The 20901-nt window shown below is 44.8% G+C and carries 14 protein-coding genes and 2 pseudogenes; 8 read left to right on the top strand and 8 right to left on the bottom strand.

The window, feature by feature from the left end; genetic code table 11:
- The first annotated feature begins 203 nt into the window (after positions 1-203).
- Positions 204-1202, top strand: a complete 999-nt coding sequence (locus tag L4B77_RS14595) for a substrate-binding domain-containing protein (protein ID WP_429751290.1) — start codon at positions 204-206, stop codon at positions 1200-1202.
- A gap of 223 nt (positions 1203-1425) precedes the next feature.
- Here L4B77_RS14595 and galM read toward each other — a convergent pair whose 3' ends face one another.
- From galM to galE, 4 genes are all read right to left on the bottom strand, one after another.
- Positions 1426-2505, bottom strand: a complete 1080-nt coding sequence (galM, locus tag L4B77_RS14590) for a galactose-1-epimerase (RefSeq protein ID WP_261837950.1) — start codon at positions 2503-2505, stop codon at positions 1426-1428.
- Between the two features lie 112 nt (positions 2506-2617).
- Positions 2618-3778 (bottom strand): galactokinase, encoded by a 1161-nt coding sequence (gene galK, locus L4B77_RS14585; RefSeq protein WP_429751288.1) that lies wholly within the window; start codon positions 3776-3778, stop codon positions 2618-2620.
- 263 nt (positions 3779-4041) lie between these two features.
- Positions 4042-5097 (bottom strand): UDP-glucose--hexose-1-phosphate uridylyltransferase, encoded by a 1056-nt coding sequence (locus tag L4B77_RS14580; protein WP_429751286.1) that lies wholly within the window; start codon positions 5095-5097, stop codon positions 4042-4044.
- Positions 5098-5338: 241 nt separating this feature from the next.
- The gene (gene galE / locus L4B77_RS14575) at positions 5339-6349 is read right to left on the bottom strand and encodes a UDP-glucose 4-epimerase GalE (protein WP_261837953.1); all 1011 of its coding nucleotides are present in this window, start codon (positions 6347-6349) and stop codon (positions 5339-5341) included.
- 386 nt (positions 6350-6735) lie between these two features.
- Between galE and ebgR the strand changes: the two genes are divergently transcribed.
- The 5 genes from ebgR to L4B77_RS14550 all read left to right on the top strand — a co-directional run bounded on the left by ebgR (position 6736) and on the right by L4B77_RS14550 (position 14821).
- Entirely contained in the window at positions 6736-7719 is a 984-nt protein-coding gene (ebgR, locus tag L4B77_RS14570; protein ID WP_429751284.1) for a transcriptional regulator EbgR, read from the top strand.
- A 324-nt stretch (positions 7720-8043) separates the two neighbouring features.
- On the top strand, positions 8044-11145 hold the full coding sequence (ebgA, locus tag L4B77_RS14565) for a beta-galactosidase subunit alpha (protein WP_429751282.1): 3102 nt from the start codon (positions 8044-8046) through the stop codon (positions 11143-11145).
- A 3-nt stretch (positions 11146-11148) separates the two neighbouring features.
- Complete coding sequence (locus L4B77_RS14560; RefSeq protein ID WP_429751280.1) at positions 11149-11601, top strand: beta-galactosidase subunit beta; 453 nt, start codon at positions 11149-11151, stop codon at positions 11599-11601.
- Between the two features lie 200 nt (positions 11602-11801).
- Positions 11802-13226 carry an amino acid permease gene (locus L4B77_RS14555; RefSeq protein WP_429751278.1) on the top strand — a complete coding sequence of 475 codons (1425 nt, stop codon included), beginning with the start codon at positions 11802-11804 and terminating at the stop codon, positions 13224-13226.
- A gap of 254 nt (positions 13227-13480) precedes the next feature.
- The gene (locus tag L4B77_RS14550) at positions 13481-14821 is read left to right on the top strand and encodes an MATE family efflux transporter (RefSeq protein WP_372040185.1); all 1341 of its coding nucleotides are present in this window, start codon (positions 13481-13483) and stop codon (positions 14819-14821) included.
- 228 nt (positions 14822-15049) lie between these two features.
- Here L4B77_RS14550 and L4B77_RS14545 read toward each other — a convergent pair whose 3' ends face one another.
- Positions 15050-15985 carry a LysR family transcriptional regulator gene (locus L4B77_RS14545; RefSeq protein WP_261837959.1) on the bottom strand — a complete coding sequence of 312 codons (936 nt, stop codon included), beginning with the start codon at positions 15983-15985 and terminating at the stop codon, positions 15050-15052.
- 100 nt (positions 15986-16085) lie between these two features.
- Here L4B77_RS14545 and chrA point away from each other — a divergent pair, with 100 nt between their 5' ends.
- Positions 16086-17228 carry a chromate efflux transporter gene (chrA, locus tag L4B77_RS14540; RefSeq protein ID WP_429751275.1) on the top strand — a complete coding sequence of 381 codons (1143 nt, stop codon included), beginning with the start codon at positions 16086-16088 and terminating at the stop codon, positions 17226-17228.
- A 41-nt stretch (positions 17229-17269) separates the two neighbouring features.
- Here the strand turns inward: chrA and L4B77_RS14535 are convergent, their stop codons facing one another.
- From L4B77_RS14535 to L4B77_RS14525, 3 genes and pseudogenes are all read right to left on the bottom strand, one after another.
- Positions 17270-17989, bottom strand: coding sequence for a class I SAM-dependent methyltransferase (locus tag L4B77_RS14535; protein ID WP_261837961.1), 720 nt, complete (start codon positions 17987-17989; stop codon positions 17270-17272).
- A gap of 9 nt (positions 17990-17998) precedes the next feature.
- Complete coding sequence (locus L4B77_RS14530) at positions 17999-18925, bottom strand: glycosyltransferase family 2 protein (RefSeq protein WP_429751272.1); 927 nt, start codon at positions 18923-18925, stop codon at positions 17999-18001.
- Positions 18922-20463: pseudogene (locus L4B77_RS14525) on the bottom strand (hypothetical protein); the annotation flags it as partial. The pseudogene L4B77_RS14525 and the gene L4B77_RS14530, both read right to left, overlap by 4 nt.
- A 61-nt stretch (positions 20464-20524) precedes the next feature.
- On the opposite strand from L4B77_RS14525, the pseudogene L4B77_RS14520 reads away from it, so the two are divergent.
- Positions 20525-20901 (top strand): annotated as a pseudogene (locus L4B77_RS14520) (transposase); the annotation flags it as partial.

The following is a 20901-nucleotide window of genomic DNA, read 5'->3' as shown; positions in this document are numbered from 1 at the left end:
GATGACCGCGATTTTTGTTTTGTTGCAGCCAATCGATTCAAACACTGACCTATAGAAGATAACGTTTACACTTCACATATATTCAATAAATTCATAGAGTAATGGTGAATTCATCGCAATATAAAAATGGTGATAATTGCACTTATTACACAATGGGTGTTTAATACTCCGGTTAACGTTATTTAGCCCACGAAAGGTCCCTCATGGCAACCATTAAAGATGTAGCAAAGGAAGCGGGAGTTTCTGTTGCAACGGTATCTCGAGTCGTAAATAAGTCTCCGAAAGCAAGCGCAAACTCAATTGAGTCCGTCACTAAAGCGATGTCTAAACTCGGTTATCGCCCGAATGCCAATGCTCGCGCGCTGGTAAGCCAGAGTACCAATACTGTCGGTGTGTTGGTTGGTGATATCTCCGATCCCTTCTTTGGCACGCTGGTTAAAGCTGTCGATAATGTTGCTCGTGAGAACGGAAAACACATCCTCGTCGGTAATGGCTCACACGATCGTGAAGAAGAAAGACAAGCAATTGAATTACTGATTAATAGTCGCTGCGATGCCTTGGTGATCCACTCGAAAGGACTCACTGACGAAGAGCTGATTGCCTACGCCAAAGAGGTCAAGGGCTTGGTACTGATCAATCGTTATATTGCTGAGATTGCCAACCGTTGTATTTTTTTGGACAACAAGAAAGGCGCGTATCTTGCGACGGAATACTTGATTCGCCATGGTCATAACAATATTGCCTGTATCGCTTCATCGCACAGCATTGAAGATGCTGATGAGCGTGTACAAGGTTACTTGTCAGCACTCTCAGATTACAAAATAGCACTATCGGACAACTATATTGAGTACTCGACTCCCACCAGTGACGGTGGCGAATACGCCATGACCAACCTTTTGACTAAATCACTGCCAATCACCGGCATTGTAGCGTACAACGATTACATGGCAGCAGGTGCTTTGTCTGTGCTTGATGAAAACGGTATTCAAGCACCGGACACAATGTCGATCATCGGTTTCGATGATGGCTTGATTGCCCGCTATGTTCATCCAAGGCTGACTACTATTCGCTATCCAATTCAGATGATGGCGGAGAAAGCGACACGACTCGCGCTGCACTTAGCCAAAGGTGAAAACACCTCAACTGAGCCAATGATGTTCTCTCCGACTTTGGTACGCCGTAATTCGGTAGAGAAAATCTAAGTTCTGGTCAACGGACTAAACAGCAAACAAAAAAAAGCCCTAACAGAAACACTTTAGTCTGTTAGGGCTTTCCTACCTTACTCAGAGACTCAACAATCACGCTGAATCAACCGCCCTCTTGTTGAGCGCCACTTTTACTCATCCCCCAAGAACAATGTGATGATTCACATCGTTCTATTCACGAGCAAAAGACATTCGCGTAACCGCTTTAAGCCAGAGCGTACTAGTTTGAAGAATCCCCCGAAAATTCAAACTGGTAACAGGTACGGTAGTTATATTCTTGTTCAGGCTTGAGAATACAACTGTCCTGCTTCCACTCTGGGTGGTTAGGAGAGTCAGGTAAGAACTGGGTTTCTAGCGCCAACCCCGCGTAGTCTTCATAGCTGCCACCACTTCGGTTTGGTGTACCACCAAGCCAGTTTCCGGTGTATAACTGCATCGCAGGTTTGGTTGAAAAGACTTTTAGTGTGACGAGCGCATCTGGTGACGTTACGGTCGCGGCGCATTGAGTGCGCTTACAGCCATCAGCCAACAAGAAAGAGTGGTCGTACCCCTTTGCTGCTTTCTGCTGTTCATCACCCAACAAACGCTCTGAGATCATCATAGGCTGATTGAAGTCGAAGCTGGTCGATTTCACCGATTTAAGGTTGCCTAATGGAATGCCTACCGAATTGGTCGGCAAGAATTGATCGGCGTTGATGCTGACAATGTGTGACAAGCAATCGTGCCCGGTTTCTGCACCAAGTAGATTGAAGTACGCATGATTCGTTAGGTTAACCACGGTCGGCTTGTCTGTCGTTGCCAAGTAATGAATGGAAACTCGATTACCTTCAGTGAGTTCATAACGCACCGACACATTCAAATTCCCCGGAAAGCCTTGGTCGCCATCAGCAGACTCTAGCGTAAACACCACTGACGTTTCGGTTTGCTCGGCAATATTCCAACGACGTTTATCAAAACCATTCGGGCCACCGTGCAAGGTATTGCCCGCTTGGTTGGTTTCCAGCTTGTAGTTCTGACCATCCATTTTGAAGCGACCATTAGCAATGCGATTTGCATAACGGCCAACGGTTGTGCCCATATAGCTGGCTTGTTTCTCGAAGTTCTCCATTGAGTTTACACCCAACAAAACCTCTCTTTTATTTCCCTTTACTGGCAAGATACAGCTCAACCACGTTGCGCCAATATCCATGAATGTCACTTGCATGCCATGCGTATTTGATAGCGTCACTAACTGAGCGGGTTGGCCATCATAGGCTGGAGTCTGCGTCATGGATTGATGCAGGTTTTGCGCTTGTGTCATTCTAAATTCCTTCTACTGCCAGTAAAAAGCCTCTACCTTGAGGTAAAGGCTTTAGCATTTGGCCTACCATGATCTTTTTACTTGGTAAGCTCTATATTAAGTCTCGAAGCCGTTAGATTACTTCAACTAAGCCTGCGCCGTCTTTCGCTTGGCACACATAAATTGATTCTTTTAGACCCGTCGCTGCTTGATATTTCTGTTCAACGGTTGTTTTGATTTCATCAACCAACGCAGGTGGAACCAATGCCACAATACAGCCCCCGAAACCACCGCCGGTCATACGCACGCCACCTTGATTACCGATCACTTCTTTGACCATATCAACCAACGTATCAATCTCTTTGACCGTGATTTCAAAATCATCACGCATTGATGCATGCGATTCAGCCATCAGCTCACCCATACGCTTCATGTCATGGGTTCGCAGAGCTTGAGCCGCTTCAACGGTACGGTCATTTTCAGTAATCACGTGACGAGCACGTTTTGCGACCATTTCATCTAACTCAGACTCTTTCGCTTTGAATTGTTCAATGGTCACATCACGAAGTGCCGGAACACCGAAGATGCACGCCGCTTCTTCACACTGCTCACGACGCGTGTTGTATTCGCTGTCGACCAAGCCACGTTTCTTGTTCGAGTTAATGATCACCACAGCCATGTCTTCAGGCATTGAAACCGCTTGAGTTTCTAGGCTACGACAATCCAAAAGCATCGCGTGATTTGCGCGACCTTCTGCAGAGATCATTTGGTCCATGATGCCGCAATTACAACCCACAAATTCGTTTTCAGCTTGCTGACCATTTAACGCGACTTCGGCTTGGCTGATCTCTAGGTTATAAAGCACCTTGAATGTCTGACCAATCACCACTTCCAGTGCCGCAGAAGAACTTAAACCGGCACCTTGAGGCACGTTGCCCGTTACCGAGATATCGGCACCTGTAAATTCAAAACCGCGACCTTTTAAGCACTTCACTACACCACGAATGTAGTTCGCCCACATCTTGTCTTGTTGAAATGTGATCGCTTGCGTTAAATCGAACTCATCCACGGCATTGCCGTAGTCCACTGATACTACGCGCACAATATTGTCGTCACGCTTAGCCGCTGCAACGACCGTTTGGTAGTTAATGGCACACGGTAGAACAAAACCGTCGTTGTAGTCAGTGTGCTCCCCAATCAGGTTCACACGACCTGGCGCTTGGATAATATGAGTCGCTTGGTAACCAAGGACTTGCTCAAAAGATGCTTTCACATTTTGGATTAGATCAGACATAAGTAAACTCTCTGCTTAAACTCTTTAATCAAATGGTTATGGCCCCTTTACGGCGCCACTTTAATTCTCTTCGATTCCCTATTTCGTTCCTCTCTCACGGTAGGGAATGACAACATCGGCGTCTAAGCTTCTAAAACCCTAAGCTCCTAACTTATAGGCCTTTCACCTGCCGTCATTCCAGAATCGAGGAACGAGATATCAGGAATCTCGCTTTTTTATTTAGTAACCGAGTTATCGATTAGTTTTACTATCAACGAAACAGGCTATTCCTGCTCTTTGTAGTGAACGTCACTCAAATCACGCAGACGTTGCGCTGCTTGTTCTGCGGTTAAATCACGCTGAGACTCTGCTAACATTTCGTAGCCAACCATGAACTTACGAACCGAAGCACTGCGTAACAGTGGCGGGTAGAACAATGCATGCAGTTGCCAGTGATCGATGTCGGTGCCTTCTTCGAAGAACGGTGCATAATGCCAGCCCATTGAGTAAGGGAATGAGCATTGGAACAAATTGTCGTAACGACTGGTCAGCTTCTTAATCGCAACCGCTAAATCATCACGCTGCGCGTCCGTCAGTTCACTCATACGGCGGATGTGTGTTTTAGGTAGCAACATGGTTTCAAAAGGCCACGCTGCCCAGTAAGGCACCACGGCAATCCAATGTTCCGTTTCAACCACAGTGCGAGAGCCGTCTTTCATTTCAGCTTCAACGTAATCCACTAATAAGTTTGTACCTTGTTGCGCAAAGTACTCTTTTAGCAATTTGTCTTTGCGTTCAATCTCGTTAGGTAAAAAGCTGTTTGCCCAGATTTGACCGTGTGGGTGTGGCTGAGAACAGCCCATGGTCTCACCTTTGTTTTCAAACGCTTGAACCCACAGGTAGTCTTTACCTAGCTCTTCAATCTGTTCATTCCAGGTATTGATAACACCGCGAATCTTATTGATTGGAAGCTCCGGCAGCGTTTTGCTGTGGTCCGGAGAAAAACAGATCACGCGGCTCAACCCACGTACACCCTGAGTCTTGAATAGAGGGTTATCAGACTCTGGAGCATCAGGTGAATCAGGCATCAACGCCGCGAAATCATTACTGAATACATAAGTACCATCGTAATCTGGGTTTTCATCGCCCGAGATACGCGTATTGGTTGGGCACAAGAAACACTCTTTCTCATACGCAGGAAGCTGCGCGGTTGAGGGTTTCTCATCTTGACCACTCCAAGGACGTTTTGCTCGGTGCGGTGAAACTAAGATCCACTGACCCGTTAATGGGTTATAACGGCGGTGCGGATGGTCTACTGGGTTAAATTCAACTTTTGACATGCTTAGATTGCTCTCAAATTTTGTGTCTTGGTCAATTCACCAAGATGAATCATTCTTCTGCGAGGAGATTCCCTATCACGCTCGTTACTTGCGGTAGGGAATGACGTTTAGAACCGTAGCGTTAAATTTTGTCACTCCAGAATCGAGGATCGAGATATCTGGAATCTCTCTTTTTTCATATCTTGTCTTTGCCTTCCCCAAAGAAATTGGAGTTGCAGCTAGGCAGCTTCAATTACACAGGTTAATAGCCGTTCGGGTTATTCGACTGCCAGTTCCACGTATCCGCCGTCATCTCCATCACGCTGCGCGTCGCCTTCCAACCAAGTTCACGCTCGGCTTTTTCGGTGCTTGCCCAACATTCGGCAATATCACCTGCACGGCGTGGACAAAGTTCATAAGGAACCGGTTTGCCAGACGCTTGTGCGAAGGCTTCAACCATCTCGAGTACGCTTGAACCTTTGCCTGTACCGAGATTGTAAATGTGTAACCCTGCTTTCTCGCCAACCGCTTTTAGTGCTGCGACATGGCCGTCCGCTAAATCCATGACATGAATATAGTCCCGGACCCCTGTGCCATCGACGGTTGGGTAATCGTTTCCAAAAACAGCCAGTTTTTCACGGCGACCGACGGCTACTTGAGCGATAAACGGCATTAAATTATTTGGGATACCTTGTGGGTCTTCACCCATAGTGCCCGATGGATGTGCGCCGACTGGATTGAAGTAACGCAGTAACGTCACGCTCCAATCGTTCTCCGCGTTGAACAGATCACTTAAGCACTCTTCCACCATATATTTGCTGCGACCATACGGGTTAGTTGTCGCGCCAGTTGGTGAAGTTTCAGTAATCGGCACTACTTCTGGGTCACCGTAAACGGTAGCCGAAGAACTAAATACGATGCTTTTCACGCCCGCTTTCTTCATGCTTCGCGCTAACACTAATGAACCATTAACGTTGTTATCGTAATACTCCAAAGGTTTAGCCACCGACTCCCCTACCGCTTTCAGGCCTGCGAAGTGAATCACAGCTTGGATATCATTTTCTGCAAACACGCTATCTAAAAAAGATTGCTCACGAATGTCGCCAAGATAAAACGTTGGTCGCTTACCCGTTAGCGATTCGATTCGCTCCAGCACTAGCTCTTTGCTGTTGCAAAGGTTGTCAACAATGATTGGCTCCATACCTGCCTGTATCATTTGAATGCATGTATGACTTCCGATGTAACCCATGCCGCCCGTAACCAGTACTTTCACAATCAACCTCTCTTTGTCGTCATTCGTGGGCTAACTCGAACTGACATTCAGCTCAGTAGCTCCGTATGTCAGAAATAGTAGCAGCCATTTTGACTACAATTCCGTGATCAAACTCACGGAGTGTAAACGTTTACACAGCTTTCATAACGGTTAGTGATGGTGATAGGGAGGCAACCTTGAATACTTAATCAATAATGCATTGAATTTTAATAAGATAATGAACGACATTTGGACTTGAAACATCACAGAGGCGGGATCTGTTTATTTTACTAAAAGTTGATGCAATGGTTTCCAGTTTGATTACAATAGGTCTGGTGAATAAAGAGGTGCATTGCTTTTTTACTCAATGTCAAAGCAGCGCAATGTTCCAACAACAGGAAGTGAGTATGGCAACGTTAAAAGATATCGCGGCTGAAGCGAATGTATCATTGGCGACAGTTTCAAGGGTTCTTAATGAAGATCCAACATTAAGCGTCAAGGAAGAGACCAAAAGGCGTATCTTTGAAATTGCAGAGAAGTTGGAGTACAAAACCAGCAGTTCACGAAAAACGGTTAGCAATAAAAAGCAAAACCATCACTTCCTAGCACTGTATAACTACAAGCAAGAAGCTGAGGTTAATGACCCTTACTACCTATCGATTCGCCACGGGATTGAAACCCAATGCGAAAAAATGGAAGTTAAGCTAACCAACTGTTATGAAAGAAAAATACAGAAAAACTCCGCACCGATAACAGGTATTTTATTGGTCGGAAGAATGACACCAGAGGTTATCGAGCAAGCCAAAAAGCTGAGCGATAATATCTGTTATGTTGATTTTACCGATCACTCAGAACCTTATGATTCTGTCGATATCGACCTGGCTTTGATCAGTAAAGAGATCACCAACTTCTTTATCAACCAAGGCTACCAACGCATCGGCTTTATTGGCGGTCAAGACGACATCAATACTGCTGATATTCGCGAAGTGGCCTTTGCTGAATATGGCAGCCTCAAGAACGTTGTCAGTGAGCAAGACATCTACCGCGGTGACTTCTCTAGCTCTTCAGGTTACAAGCTTGCAAAACAGATGCTCGCGACGGGCGACTACCCTAAAGCCATGTTTATTGCGTCAGATTCCATCGCAATTGGCGTTTTACGAGCCGTTCATGAGCACGGATTAAACATTCCTGAAGATATTGCGCTGATCAGTGTGAATGACATCCCAACAGCTAAATTTACCTTCCCATCTTTATCAACTGTTCGTATTCACTCTGAACTGATGGGAATTCAAGGCGTTAACCTGCTGATTGAGAAAGTACGCGACGGCCGAACCATCCCATTACGCGTCTATGTACCAAGTAAGCTTAAGCTGCGTGATACAACAAAATAATTAAATATATCAAATAGATAAATAAAGGCTGCTTTGGTTGAAAGCAGCCTTTTTTGTGTCCATCACAGACATCAATCTCCATATATCTCCCTCGTTAACCGGCTTCATCAATCAGCACATAGCAATCTTTTAAGTCGATCACACAGCACAGCCAAAAGACCATGAAAAACGTGATGAAGTTAAAGTAAAACGTTTTCACTGATTTCATTTAGTAAAACTTTTACTAATAATTACCTCAATCCAAAAATACTCGTATTCACTACGACCCAATTACGCATAAGAACGTCGGTCAGCAAACTGCATTCAGACCGAGAGAGAGGCAACGTGAACAACTGGGAAAACTTCCTGAACTTACATGAGAACCGTATGGCACCGCGTGCATACTTCTTCTCCTACGCATCAGAAAAAAATGCAAAAACATTTCAGCGTGAACTGAGCAGCCACTTCCAACTATTGAGTGGCCAATGGAATTTCAACTATTTCACCAACCCACTATTGGTGCCTGAAGCGTTCTATTCTCAAGAAATGAGCGACTGGGGCCATATCACGGTACCAAACATGTGGCAAATGGAAGGACACGGTGATCTTCAATACACAGATGAAGGTTTCCCATTCCCAATTGATGTGCCTTTCGTACCATCAGACAACCCAACCGGCGCATACCAACGCTCTTTCTTCCTTGGCGAAAGCTGGGACGAGAAACAAACCATCATTAAATTTGATGGCGTTGAAACTTACTTCGAAGTTTACGTAAACGGCGAGTACGTAGGTTTTAGCAAAGGCAGCCGCTTAACCGCTGAGTTCGATATCTCTAGCCAGGTAAAAGCAGGCAACAACCTACTTTCTATTCGCGTGATGCAGTGGGCCGATTCCACCTACATTGAAGACCAAGACATGTGGTGGACGGGCGGTATCTTCCGTGATGTTTACCTAGTGGGTAAAGAACAACTTCACGTTCAAGACCTAACGGTTCGCACTGATTTTGATAATGCTTACCAAAGCGCGACGCTTTCCTGCAACGTTGCCCTAGAAAACCTAGCAACAGCGACCAAGGCAACCCTTGAGTACGCATTGCTTGATGGCAGCCAAGTTATCTCGCAAGGCTCAGTAGATAACTTAAGCGTCGATGGCAATGCGAATACTCAATTCTCTATCGATGTGGTGAACCCTGTTCAATGGAACGCTGAAACCCCATACCTTTACCAACTATTGCTGACGCTAAAAGACGCCGATGGCAAAGTGCTAGAAGTGATTCCACAACGTGTTGGTTTCCGTGACATCAAAGTTCGCGATGGTCTGTTCTACATCAACAACAAATACGTGATGCTGCACGGTGTAAACCGTCACGACAACGACCACCTCAAAGGTCGTGCGGTTGGCATGGATCGCGTAGAGAAAGACTTAGTGTTGATGAAGCAGCACAACATCAACTCAGTACGCACGGCGCACTACCCGAATGACCCACGCTTCTACGAACTGTGTGATATCTACGGTCTATTCGTGATGGGCGAAACTGATGTCGAAACACACGGCTTTGCTAACGTTGGCGACCTAAGCCGCATCACTAACGATCCGGCATGGGAAGCGGTGTTTGTTGAACGTATCGAACGCCATATTCACGCTCAGAAGAACCACCCCTCTATCATCATGTGGTCACTAGGTAACGAGTCTGGCTACGGCTGTAACATCCGCTCTATGTACGATGCTGCAAAAGCAATTGATGACACGCGTCTGGTTCACTATGAAGAAGACCGTGATGCTGAAGTGGTCGACATCATTTCAACCATGTACTCACGCGCTCAGTTAATGAATGCCTTCGGTGAATTCCCACACGAAAAACCACGCATTATCTGTGAATACGCACACGCAATGGGTAATGGCCCGGGCGGTTTAACTGAATACCAAAACGTGTTCTACAAGCATGACGCGATTCAAGGTCACTATGTTTGGGAATGGTGTGACCACGGCATTCTAGCGCGAGATGAAGCAGGGACGGAATTCTACAAGTACGGCGGTGACTACGGTGACTACCCGAACAACTACAACTTCTGCATGGACGGCTTGATCTACCCAGACCAAACGCCGGGCCCTGGCTTGAAAGAGTACAAGCAAGTGATTGCCCCAGTGAAGCTTCGTGATTTCGATGCACAAACGGGCACCTTCACGGTAGACAACAAGCTGTGGTTCTCAAACATCGATGACTACACCATCACTGCGGAAATCCGCGCTGAGGGTGAAACCATTGCTGTACAACACATCAAGGTTGAAGAACTGGCTGAGAACTCTAGTCGTGAACTGACGCTTAACTTGCCACAGTTTGATGAGCGTGAGGTGTTTGTGAACTTTACGGTGCGCAAAGATTCTCGCACGCCTTACAGCGAAGCGAACCACGACATCGCGGTGTACCAATTCCAAGTGAAAGAGAATACTGCACAGCTAGAAGTCTTCACCAACAACAATGCGACAGCACTGAGTGTGGAAGAGTCTCGTTTAGCTTACCTAATCAAAGGCCACAACTTTGCTCTGAACTTCTCGAAAGTGAATGGCAAACTGACGTCATGGTTAGTCAATGGCGAAGAGCTGATTAAGTCGGATCCTAAGCTGAACTTCTTCAAGCCAATGATCGATAACCATAAGCAAGAGCACGATGGTTACTGGGAACCGGCACACCTACAGATCATGCAGGAGCACTTCCGCACGCTAAGTGTTGAAGAGAACAACGGCAAGGTCGAGATCACCACCACCAGCATCATTGCTCCACCAGTATTCGATTTCGGTATGCGCTGTGAATATCGCTACCAGATCAGTGCCGAAGGTCAATTAAACGTTGAGTTAAGTGGCGAACGCTACGGTGATTACCCACACGTGATTCCAGTGATTGGTTTCGACATGGGCATTAATGGCGACTTCGACCAAGTTCAATACTACGGCCGCGGCCCTGAAGAGAACTACCAAGACAGCAAGCAAGCCAACATGATTGATGTTTACCAATCCACCGTGGCTGACATGTTCGAGAACTACCCGTTCCCACAAAATAATGGCAACCGTCAACACGTTCGCTGGGCTGCGCTTTCAAGCCGCGCGGGTAATGGTATTGCAGTAAAACCACAGCAAGAAATCAACTTCAGCGCATGGTTCTACACCAACCAAAACCTGCATCAAGCACAGCATACGATTGAACTGGAGAAGAGTGGCTACATCACCCTAAATCTAGACCACCAAGTGATGGGCTTAGGCTCAAACTCTTGGGGCAGTGAAGTGTTGGATTCTTACCGTGTGTACATGGATGAGTTCCGCTACGGCCTAACTCTGATTCCATTCCAAGCAGGTGATTGCGACGCACAACACCTAATCAATCACAACTTTGGTAACGAGTTCTTCACGGCGAATACGCCAACAACTCAACCACAACAGAACGAGGCATAAGCGATGATCGTTTTAGACAACCTAGAGCAATTTAAAGTCGTTTACCGCGACGGTCGTAAATGGCAGCGCTGTGTAGAAGCGATTGAAAACATCGGCAACATCAAAGATGGCGTGATGTATTCAATAGGTGACTCACTGGCTTACATAATTGAAGACGGCGTGGCTCGTAACACAGAAAACTTCACCGGTCACCGCCGTTACTTTGATGTGCACTACTACTTGGAAGGTCGTGAAACGGTTGAGTTTGCAGCTAAGTCTCAACTTGAACAGACCCAAGCTTACAGCGATGAAACCGACCGTGAACACCTCATGGGTAACGGCGAGACTCGTGAGTTAGTTGCAGGCCAAGTGGCAATCTTTGATAACAGCAAAGCTTACCGCTTTCACGGTGATAACCGAGTTCGCAAAGTGGTACTGAAAGTGACCATAGAAGACGGCTACTTCCTTAATAAGTAAGTAACTGAAGCTAAATAAATAACCGAAAACAAGCTACCGAAGCCAAATAGCCGAAAGTAGCAACAACAAGATCTATTCACAGTGTGACTGAAGCTTGCTGTTCATTGCTCAATCACACTGCATTACGCCTTTAAGCTTCTTCCCCTACAAAGAAGCTTAAAGATATAACGACTATAATTACGTGACCCTTGGAGGACACCATGTCTGAATCAGTACGCGGTAAGTTAGGCAAATTTGCCCTGCTTTCCATGACATTTGCAGCGGTATTTAACGTTCGCAACATTGTAAACAACAACATCGAATTGGGATTGAGTTCAGCCCCTATCTTTTTGCTCGCTACCCTTATTTACTTTATTCCATTCGTGTTCATCATTGCTGAATTCGTATCCGCAAATAAAAATTCTGAGTCAGGCATGTATGACTGGCTTAAAAAACCACTCGGCTCAAAAGCCGCCTACCTAGGTTCGTTCCTATACTGGTTCGTAAACCTTTTCTGGTTTGTATCCCTACTACCCAACGTCATCGCTTATGCGTCTTACGCGATGTTGGGCTATGAATACGCCTTCTCGCCAGTCGTCACCTCGGCTATCTCGATTGCTCTGTTTGCAGCAGCGACACACATCTCAACCAAAGGTGCGAGCTGGCTAGGTAAGATTGCCGAGATCGTGGCCTACGGTGTATTCGCTCTGTTTACAATCTACGTTATCGGTGCACTAATGGCACTGGGTGGCAACCATGAGCCAGTAGAACCAATCACGCTTGAAGCCATGACACCGACCATCAACTGGGCAACGCTCGGTATCATGTGTTGGATCTTCCAAGCAGCTGGTGGTGCTGAAACCGCAGCCGCTTACCTCAACGATGTGAAGGGCGGTCACAAGTCTTTCATCAAGGTTATCATTGGTGCAGGTATCGCAATCGGCGCAATGTACGCAGTGGGCTCGCTACTGGTAAACGTATTCGTTGCTCGTGATGAACTGACCTACGCTGGCGGCATGGTTGAAATATTCACAGGTATGGCGAACTACTTCGACATTTCACCATCTTTAACGGGTCGCTTCGTCGGTATTATCCTATTCGTTGCCATGTTCGGTTCGATGATGATGTGGACGGCAGCGCCAGTAAAAATTCACTTCTCTGAAATCCCTAAAGGTGTTTACGGCGAGAAGACAACAGAGCTGAACGAACACGGCGTGCCAGTACGTGCAGCTTGGTGGCAGTTCGCGTTTGTATTCGTGATGCTTGTGGCTAACGGCTTCGGCTCAGAATCCGTACAAGAGATGATGAACACAGCAATCAACCTAACGGCTGGTACAGCAATGCTTCCGCCTATCTTCATCATGGTGGCGTACTTTGTATTCCGCTTGAAGCATGACGACACACCGCGTGATTTCCGCATGGGTACTCGAGTTCAAGGTATGGCTGTAGTATCGGTACTTATCGGCATCTTCGTTGTGAGTATGACGGCGTCTGCATTCCCAACTGGTGTTGACCTAGTTCAAGCCTTCTTTATCAATGTATTCATGACAGCGGTATTCTCTGGTCTTGCTTGGTGGTGGATCTCGCGCTTTGAAAAAAAGCAGGCAGGTAAAGATGCAAAGCTAGAAACAGCTAAGCAATCGTAGCACTCTGCATTACCCCCCAACTTTAAAAGCGCCTACCAAGGCGCTTTTTGTTTTAAATCAGACCAATGAAATAAAAAACAACTACGACTTTATCACCACAATAAGAATGTCCTCACGCCTCAAACCTCGTAATTCTGACGTTTTATAAAAATGTGATTTATCCTTATTACTCTTCCGGACATTAATTTGATAGTCGTTGACTCAATAATCGCTAAACTATAGTGTCGCCTACCCTTTTTTTCGAGAAAACCTAAATGCCTAATGCTGATTCCGCCCTAAATAAACGCATGGGAATCGTAACGCTCACCTGGCCGATTTTTATTGAAGTTCTATTAAGAACCGCGCTCAACACCAGTGATGTATTCATGTTATCGGGATACTCGGACAAAGCCGTGTCTGCCGTTGGTGTTATTTCTCAGATATCCTTTTTCCTGATCATTGTCTCGACCATGGTCAGCAGTGGCACGGGGATATTAATCGCACAATATAACGGTGCCTCTCGTAATGAAGAGAGTGCTCATGTGGGAGTGGCAAGCATCGTATTAGCCATTATTACTGGCCTTCTATTGAGTATTATCGCTGTTCTTGGTGCTGAGTATTTTATCCCACTTTATCAACTTGAAGCTCAAGTAGAGCAATACGCTCAAGAGTATCTATTCATCAGTGGCGCCCTCACTTTCAATGTAACGATTGGCGTGGTGCTAACGACGATTTTGCGCAGTCATGGCTATTCAAAGTCACCGATGATCATCAACTTGATTGCGGGAGTGATTAACGTATTTGGTAACTACTGCGTGCTGTATCAACCTTTTGGCCTACCAGTATATGGCGTGCAAGGCGTAGCAACAGCAACGGTTATCAGTCAAATGATCAGTCTATTGCTTTTAATCAGCGTCGTAAAAAGTAAGGGAATAGACTTACCCCTTAAGCAGTTCAAAGCCGTGCCTAAATCTATCTATCAAAAAATCATTCAGATCGGATCGATGAACGCAGGAGAAGTACTCTCTTATAACATGGCTCAGATCAGCATAACTTTCTTCGTGGTACAGATGGGCACGTCTTCATTAGCTGCGTTTACTTACGCACAGAACATCGCTCGCCTCTCTTTTGCGTTTGCACTGGCTATTGGTCAAGGTAGCCAAATTCAAACGGGCTATTACATAGGCAAAGGCTGGATAGATGAAATCACCCATCGCGTACAACGTTACTTTGTGGTTGGTTTTATCGCCTCGACCAGTATTACTTGTATGGTCTACATTTTCCGCTTTGAAATTCTGGATTTGTTCACTCAAGATCCTGAAATCATCGCCTTGGCTGCATTGCTGATCACTGGTTCAATTGTGTTAGAGGCTGGCCGTGTCTTTAACCTGATCTTCATCTCATCCTTAAAAGCGACAGGTGACATCAAGTTCCCTGTGAAAATGGGCATATTGAGTATGTGGGGTATTGGAGTTGCCATGAGCTATTTGCTTGGCGTGCACTGGGGTTATGGCGTGTTTGGTGCTTGGATGGCTATCGCAATGGACGAATGGTTCCGTGGAATCATCATGGCACATCGTTGGCGAGCAAAAAAATGGACTCGATTCTCTTTTTAGAATAAACAAAAAGCGCTAGGGGGAGCTAGCGCTTTAAGACCAACTAAGTCCGTTTAGACTGGTAGTTATTTAAGCTACATCATAAGGATATAAGCAATTTTTCACTTAGGTAAATCAAAAATCCTATTCTTTACGACTGTTTTGAGTCGTAAATTAAGTATAGTCACGTTCTGGCCATCAATTGTTTTTTTTAGAGATAATTTATACGAACTTAACGACACATCGCGACTAATCAATTGAATCACTCATCACAGATGAAATCGCTTTCGCAATCAACCTTCTAAGCAATTGATTTTTATCTTCTAACTGCTTTGTCTTACGATAGACAAGCTGGATATCAAAATCTGGAACATCAATCGGTGGTTTCACTGCCAGCAAAGTTTCTTCGCTATCGATATCCTTGCGCGCAACGAGTTTGGGGACAATACACAATAGTTCTCTGCCACGAATGAGTCGCTTAACGGTTAAAAAATTACTCGATGCAATCGCCACTTTTCTCGTATAACCCAGTTCCGCCAATTTAATGTCTACGCCCGTTTTTAGGGAACCATTGGGAGAAACGAGCGCGTGCTCGACAGCAACAAATTGTGCTAACGACATCGGCTCCTCAATAGATAGAACCGACTGATCAAGTAAACAAACATGTTGCTCCGTGTACAAATGCTTTGTTCGATATTGCTTTGGTACCTCACCAAAGCTGCCTATCGTCATATCAAGCTTGGCATCTTCAAAGACTTGCTGGTAGTTACTCCGGTTTACATTGAACAACGCGACTTGGGAATAAGGCGAGGATTGTTTAATCAGGTCAAACACTGTTGGAGCGAACATCTGCTCGGCATAATCCGTGAGACCAATCTTCCAAGTCCCTTTATACGTTTCTGCATCAAACGATTTAGACAGCAGTACCTCTGACTGAATGGTATTCAGTAACGCATCCACGGTGCTCGATAATTCAATGGCTCGGTCGGTCGCCTCCATCTTGCTACCTACACGCTCAAACAAAGGGTCATCAAACAGTTTTCGAAGCCTTTGTAAGCTATGACTCATCGCAGATTGGCTCACATAACAACGTTCAGCAGCCTTGCTAACGCTGTTGGTTTTATACAGCGCTTGCAGTGCAATCAACAAGTTAAGGTCGATCCCTTTCCAGTTAAAATCAGCCATAAGAGAAACCCATATCATTCATGGTTATAATTAAAACAATTAATTTGAATCATAGTTTAACTCCGCCTAAATTACGCTAAACATTTATCTGGAATCGATCATGCTTTCAATTTTCAAAACCTTTTTCTGGCTGGGCTGGATTAGCTTTGGTGGACCAGCGGCACACATTGGCTACTTCCGTAAGACGTTTGTTGAGAAACTGAATTGGTTGTCCGACCAAGAGTACGGGCAAATTGTCGCCCTCAGTCAATTTCTTCCGGGGCCGGGATCCAGTCAGGTTGGCTTCGCGGTTGGCTACAAGAAAGGTGGCTTAACAGGGGCTATTGCAGCCTTTATCGGCTTCACTTCCCCATCGGTCATTCTGATGTTGATATTGGCGTTAGTTAGCAACCAGTTGCTAGAAGCCCCGCTGTTTATCTCCGTCATCCATGGGCTTAAATTACTCGCCGTTGTGGTGGTGGCTGATGCCACTTTCGGGATGTACAAAAACTTTTGTCAATCGAAGGTAGCAACCGCCTTATGTGTGATTACCACCGTTGTTTTGCTTTTGCTTCCTGGGATCTGGCCTCAAGTGTTAGTTCTATTGTTTGCAGCGATCGTGGGCAGTCAGTTCTTGACGTCTCAAGCGCTAAAAACAACACCTTCAACACAGAAAATATCGGTAACGCCTCTCGTAATATTTGTTGCGTTATTGGTTGGTCTGCCTCTATTCAGTGCTTACTCTCAAAGCATTGAAGTGTTTGGCTTGTTCTACCAAGCAGGTAGCTTAGTCTTTGGTGGCGGCCACGTGGTACTTCCGCTGCTACAAAATAGGATTGGTGATCAACTCTCTCAAGATGCCTTCCTAACAGGCTATGCGGCTGCGCAAGCGGTCCCTGGTCCGATGTTTACGTTAGCCACTTATCTAGGTTATATGTTGATGCCATCGGCACCGATCATAGGCGCACTACTCGCAACGATCGCCGTGTTCTTACCGGGCTTCTTATTGCTACTGGGTGTACTAAAAAACTGGCAAGCGATTGCAAGCAAGCCCTTGGTGGCAGGCGCTCTTACGGGGGTGAATGCTTCGGTGGTTGGTTTATTGCTGGCAGCACTGTATCAACCGATCTTCACAAGTGCCGTGAACAGTCGCTTAGATTTCGTTCTGATCGTTGTTGGTGTGTGGTTATTAAAAACGGTGAAGATGCCCATTGTGGGGCTTGTCGGAGTCTTCATGTTATTTGGTGTCGCTACTGGCCTGTAACACTAAACAGGAAGTAGGAAGCTAACAACTGGCTTCCTACTTTAATGTCTAGCGACCCTTTTAATGCCGTGAAAATTGAAGAATAAGTTGCAGTCAATCAATGGCGCAAAACTCAACGGCCAAAACGAGTGTTGATTGTCAGGAAGGTAGTAGTTTAAAAAAGCCATTAAGTTATTGCATGGATTTACATGCTCTCTCGCCATTATGTAATCGTAATTCCAGCCCTTTTTTAAACCGTGTTTTCTTGTCGTCATATAGCGACCGACCTTCCAAGCAATTCCCGGGTCGGTAGGAATCAAAATAGATAGCGTTCCTTCTGGCTTTAACACCCTTAGCCACTCTTTGATCACCAAGTGAGGTTCATACAGGTGCTCCAATATATGAGTGGCGATGACACGATCAAAACTGTTGCTTTCAAAATCTAACTCTCGAGCATTCGTGACATTAAAGGTGAGCTTGTCATAGGCGTTGATAGGGTTGAGTTGCTTCTGTGCGACTTCGAGTGCCGATGCATCACCATCACTAACAATGTATTCATCAAAAGTATGCTTAACATGTAATAAGTGTTCACCGGTTCCAGCCCCCACCTCTAAGACTTTCGAAAAATGTTTGTCTTCACCGAATGGCTTTTCACACGCAATGTGACCAGCCCTCATCACATAACCGGTTGAATAACTTTGATAAACTCGTTCATCGTATTCATCACTAAAACGAGATAAATAATCGAGCCACTCCTTATCTTCATCCTTGCTTATTCTCATTAATGCCCCTTATTCCAATGATTTGCCATCACGACACCTTAATATAGAAAGAATGCGCATCTCTCGCCGGCCTCGTGATACGTTGTCGAGTATCAACCCACAAAAAAAAGCCATCACCGCGATTAACGCAATGGAGCTAGACAAAATAGCAGTCGGTACTCTTTCGACTAATCCTGTATCAATAAAATCAATAATGACAGGGATCCCTAATCCTAATGAGATGATACAAAGCAAGGCCGACAGTAGACCAAAGAAAAACATTGGCTTTACATCTCTCAATAAGAACAAAACAAAGCTAAGAATCTTGATACCATCGCTCAATGTGTTCAATTTGCTCGCCGTACAGTCAGGCCTTGCTCGGTATTGAGTCGCCACCTCTTTAATTGACATGTTGTGATGCAATGCATGCACGGTAAGCTCTGTCTCAATTTGGAAGCCATCACTAAAAACGGGAACGGTTTTAACAAACCGACGACTCATGATCCGGTATCCCGAAAATACATCATTTAGATGAGCATTAAATCCACGATTGATCAATGATGAGAACATTTTATTACCGAAGATATGCCCTTTTGGATAAGCTTCCAAAGAGCGCTCACGACTGCCAATGATCATATCTAACTGCTCTCTCAATAATTGATCAATTAGCATCGGGCATATTGAGGCATCGTAAGTGTCATCACCATCAGCCATCACATAAATATCGGCGTCAATATCGGAAAACATACGCCTGACAACCTCTCCTTTACCTTGACGAGATTCATAGCGAACGATAGCACCAGCTTTTAAAGCTTCTTCAACAGTAGTGCCCGTTGAATTGTTGTCATACACATAAACAGTTGCGTTCGGTAAGGCTTGTTGAAAAGAAGCAACCGTTCTTCCTACAGCCCCAGCCTCGTTAAAGCATGGGAGTAATACTGCTATATTTTTATTCATGAATTGCCCCTTACTCTAAAGATACGATAACCATCTTGAATGTCATCATGTATCACCTCTAGCCAAGCCGGTGTTTCTGAACCATAAAGTTTTTTAATCAGCGCGCCTTCACTTGCAGAATCTCTTAAAATGACCAAATGAGGGTCATTACCGATAACAATATAGTTTATATTTTTTGCTATGATCTTCCTTTCAGCCAACAAAAGATCTTCTTCCAGCATCACTTCGATAAGGAATAGGTTACCGACAATATTTCGATGATAAGGTGCAGCGATAATTTTGTTGTCTGTTTTGGCTAATACAGGTGCACCCGTTTCTATTCCTGAGAGTATGGTCTGTGATTCAATCCCATTATCTTTGAGTACGTTGGAAATGTTAGGTGATTTAGGACGCTCAGATAAAGAGGGGGTTATTGGCTCTGTTGGTGACAACAAAAGTATCACAAGAGCGACAACTAATGGTGCGCCAGATAAAACGACGATTACCTTCAAAATTGAAAATTTAACATATTCAGATACCCTGAAAACAAAATAGGCTTGGAAAGGTGCTGCTAAAACAAAACACAACCTCATGACTCTAATTTGCCAAAATATCGCCAGCAATAAATAGAACATGAATATCAGATACAATATTGTGCTGTGGTGATTTTTATCTCCAAAGATTGGGTATAGCATGGCAGGCACTAGTAGTAGGGCATAATTTTCGATAGAGAAAAAACCATTACTGGCGATGTAATTTGCTATTGATTTTGCTTCTGTAACTTGGTCAAGCCAATACAACTTAAGTACCGGCGGGTAATCAATGAACAAAGCACTCGTGAGTGATGGATAAAGAGCAACGACTGGAGATAAGCACAAGAAACCAAGAATAAAACATAAAAAAAGCTTTCGAGCTAAACTCTCATCATCATCGCTGAATCGATTATAAGCATGAACAAAGGCCCCACCAGCAAAGAAAAGAAGAATTAGAATGAGTGATATTTCATCGTACTTAAAGATAAAAAACTCACTGTAAGGTCTGTTTAATAAAATCGCACTGATGCCAAAAACCGTACATGTTGCATATAATTGAGTGAGGTAACCAAACCATTCTCGACGAAAGAAGCAGTAATATAGGGTATATGCAATAAAGTAAGCCATAAATAACAAGACATTATCCATCCCTGTCCACAAAGAGAGAGACAGTAAAATAGATTGAATATAGATACGCCATGAGTGGTTAAGCTGACTTATCGTAATAGGGGTTATCGCGAGAAAGAGCGTCGCTAAAATTAACTGGATATTATGATGATCGATAGAACCCGGTAAAAAATGAATGATGGTAGGTGATGAAATAGCGAACATCATGCTGACAAATCGGTACTGATGACCTAAGTAGTGTTCACACAAATAAAAGCATGCCAAAGCATAAATTAACAAATACAACAGTGGGACAATAGCAATCGAAAGAATAGATGCTGTGTTATCATCAACCAGAAAGAGTAAAGGGAAAGTAACAAGCGACAACATCAGATCGGGAAACCTTGACCAATGAATAATGATCCGCACCAGAAGTTTTGGACACCGAGTTAAGTGAGTACAATCACTAACGAGGTGAACAATGACAACTAAGAAAACACGAATCAAACATGCTCCTGAATTTAAAGCCGAAGCGCTTAAGTTAGCAGAGAAAGTCGGTGTCTCTGCTGCCGCACGACAGCTTTCGCTATATGAATCTCAAATTTATGGGTGGCGTAAAGCCGTCAAAAAAGATGCGAAAATCAGCGATAGAGAAAGGGAGCTCGCCACTGAAAATGCCAAACTCAAACGATTATTGGCAGAGCAAGCTGAAGAGCTAGATATCGTAAAAAAGGCCGCCACCTACTTCGCGAAAAATCTAAAGTAGATTGCTATGAGTTTATGCTCGAACACCTGTTGCAATATAGGATTGTCCGTATGGCTAAGGTGTTTGGGGTTTCTCGAAGTGGGTTTTATTAT

The organism is Vibrio minamisatsumaniensis, from assembly GCF_050337445.1.
GTDB lineage: Bacteria > Pseudomonadota > Gammaproteobacteria > Enterobacterales > Vibrionaceae > Vibrio > Vibrio artabrorum.
Note: the sequence above shows the minus strand (reverse complement) of the source record. Positions and strands in the feature narration are given on the sequence as shown.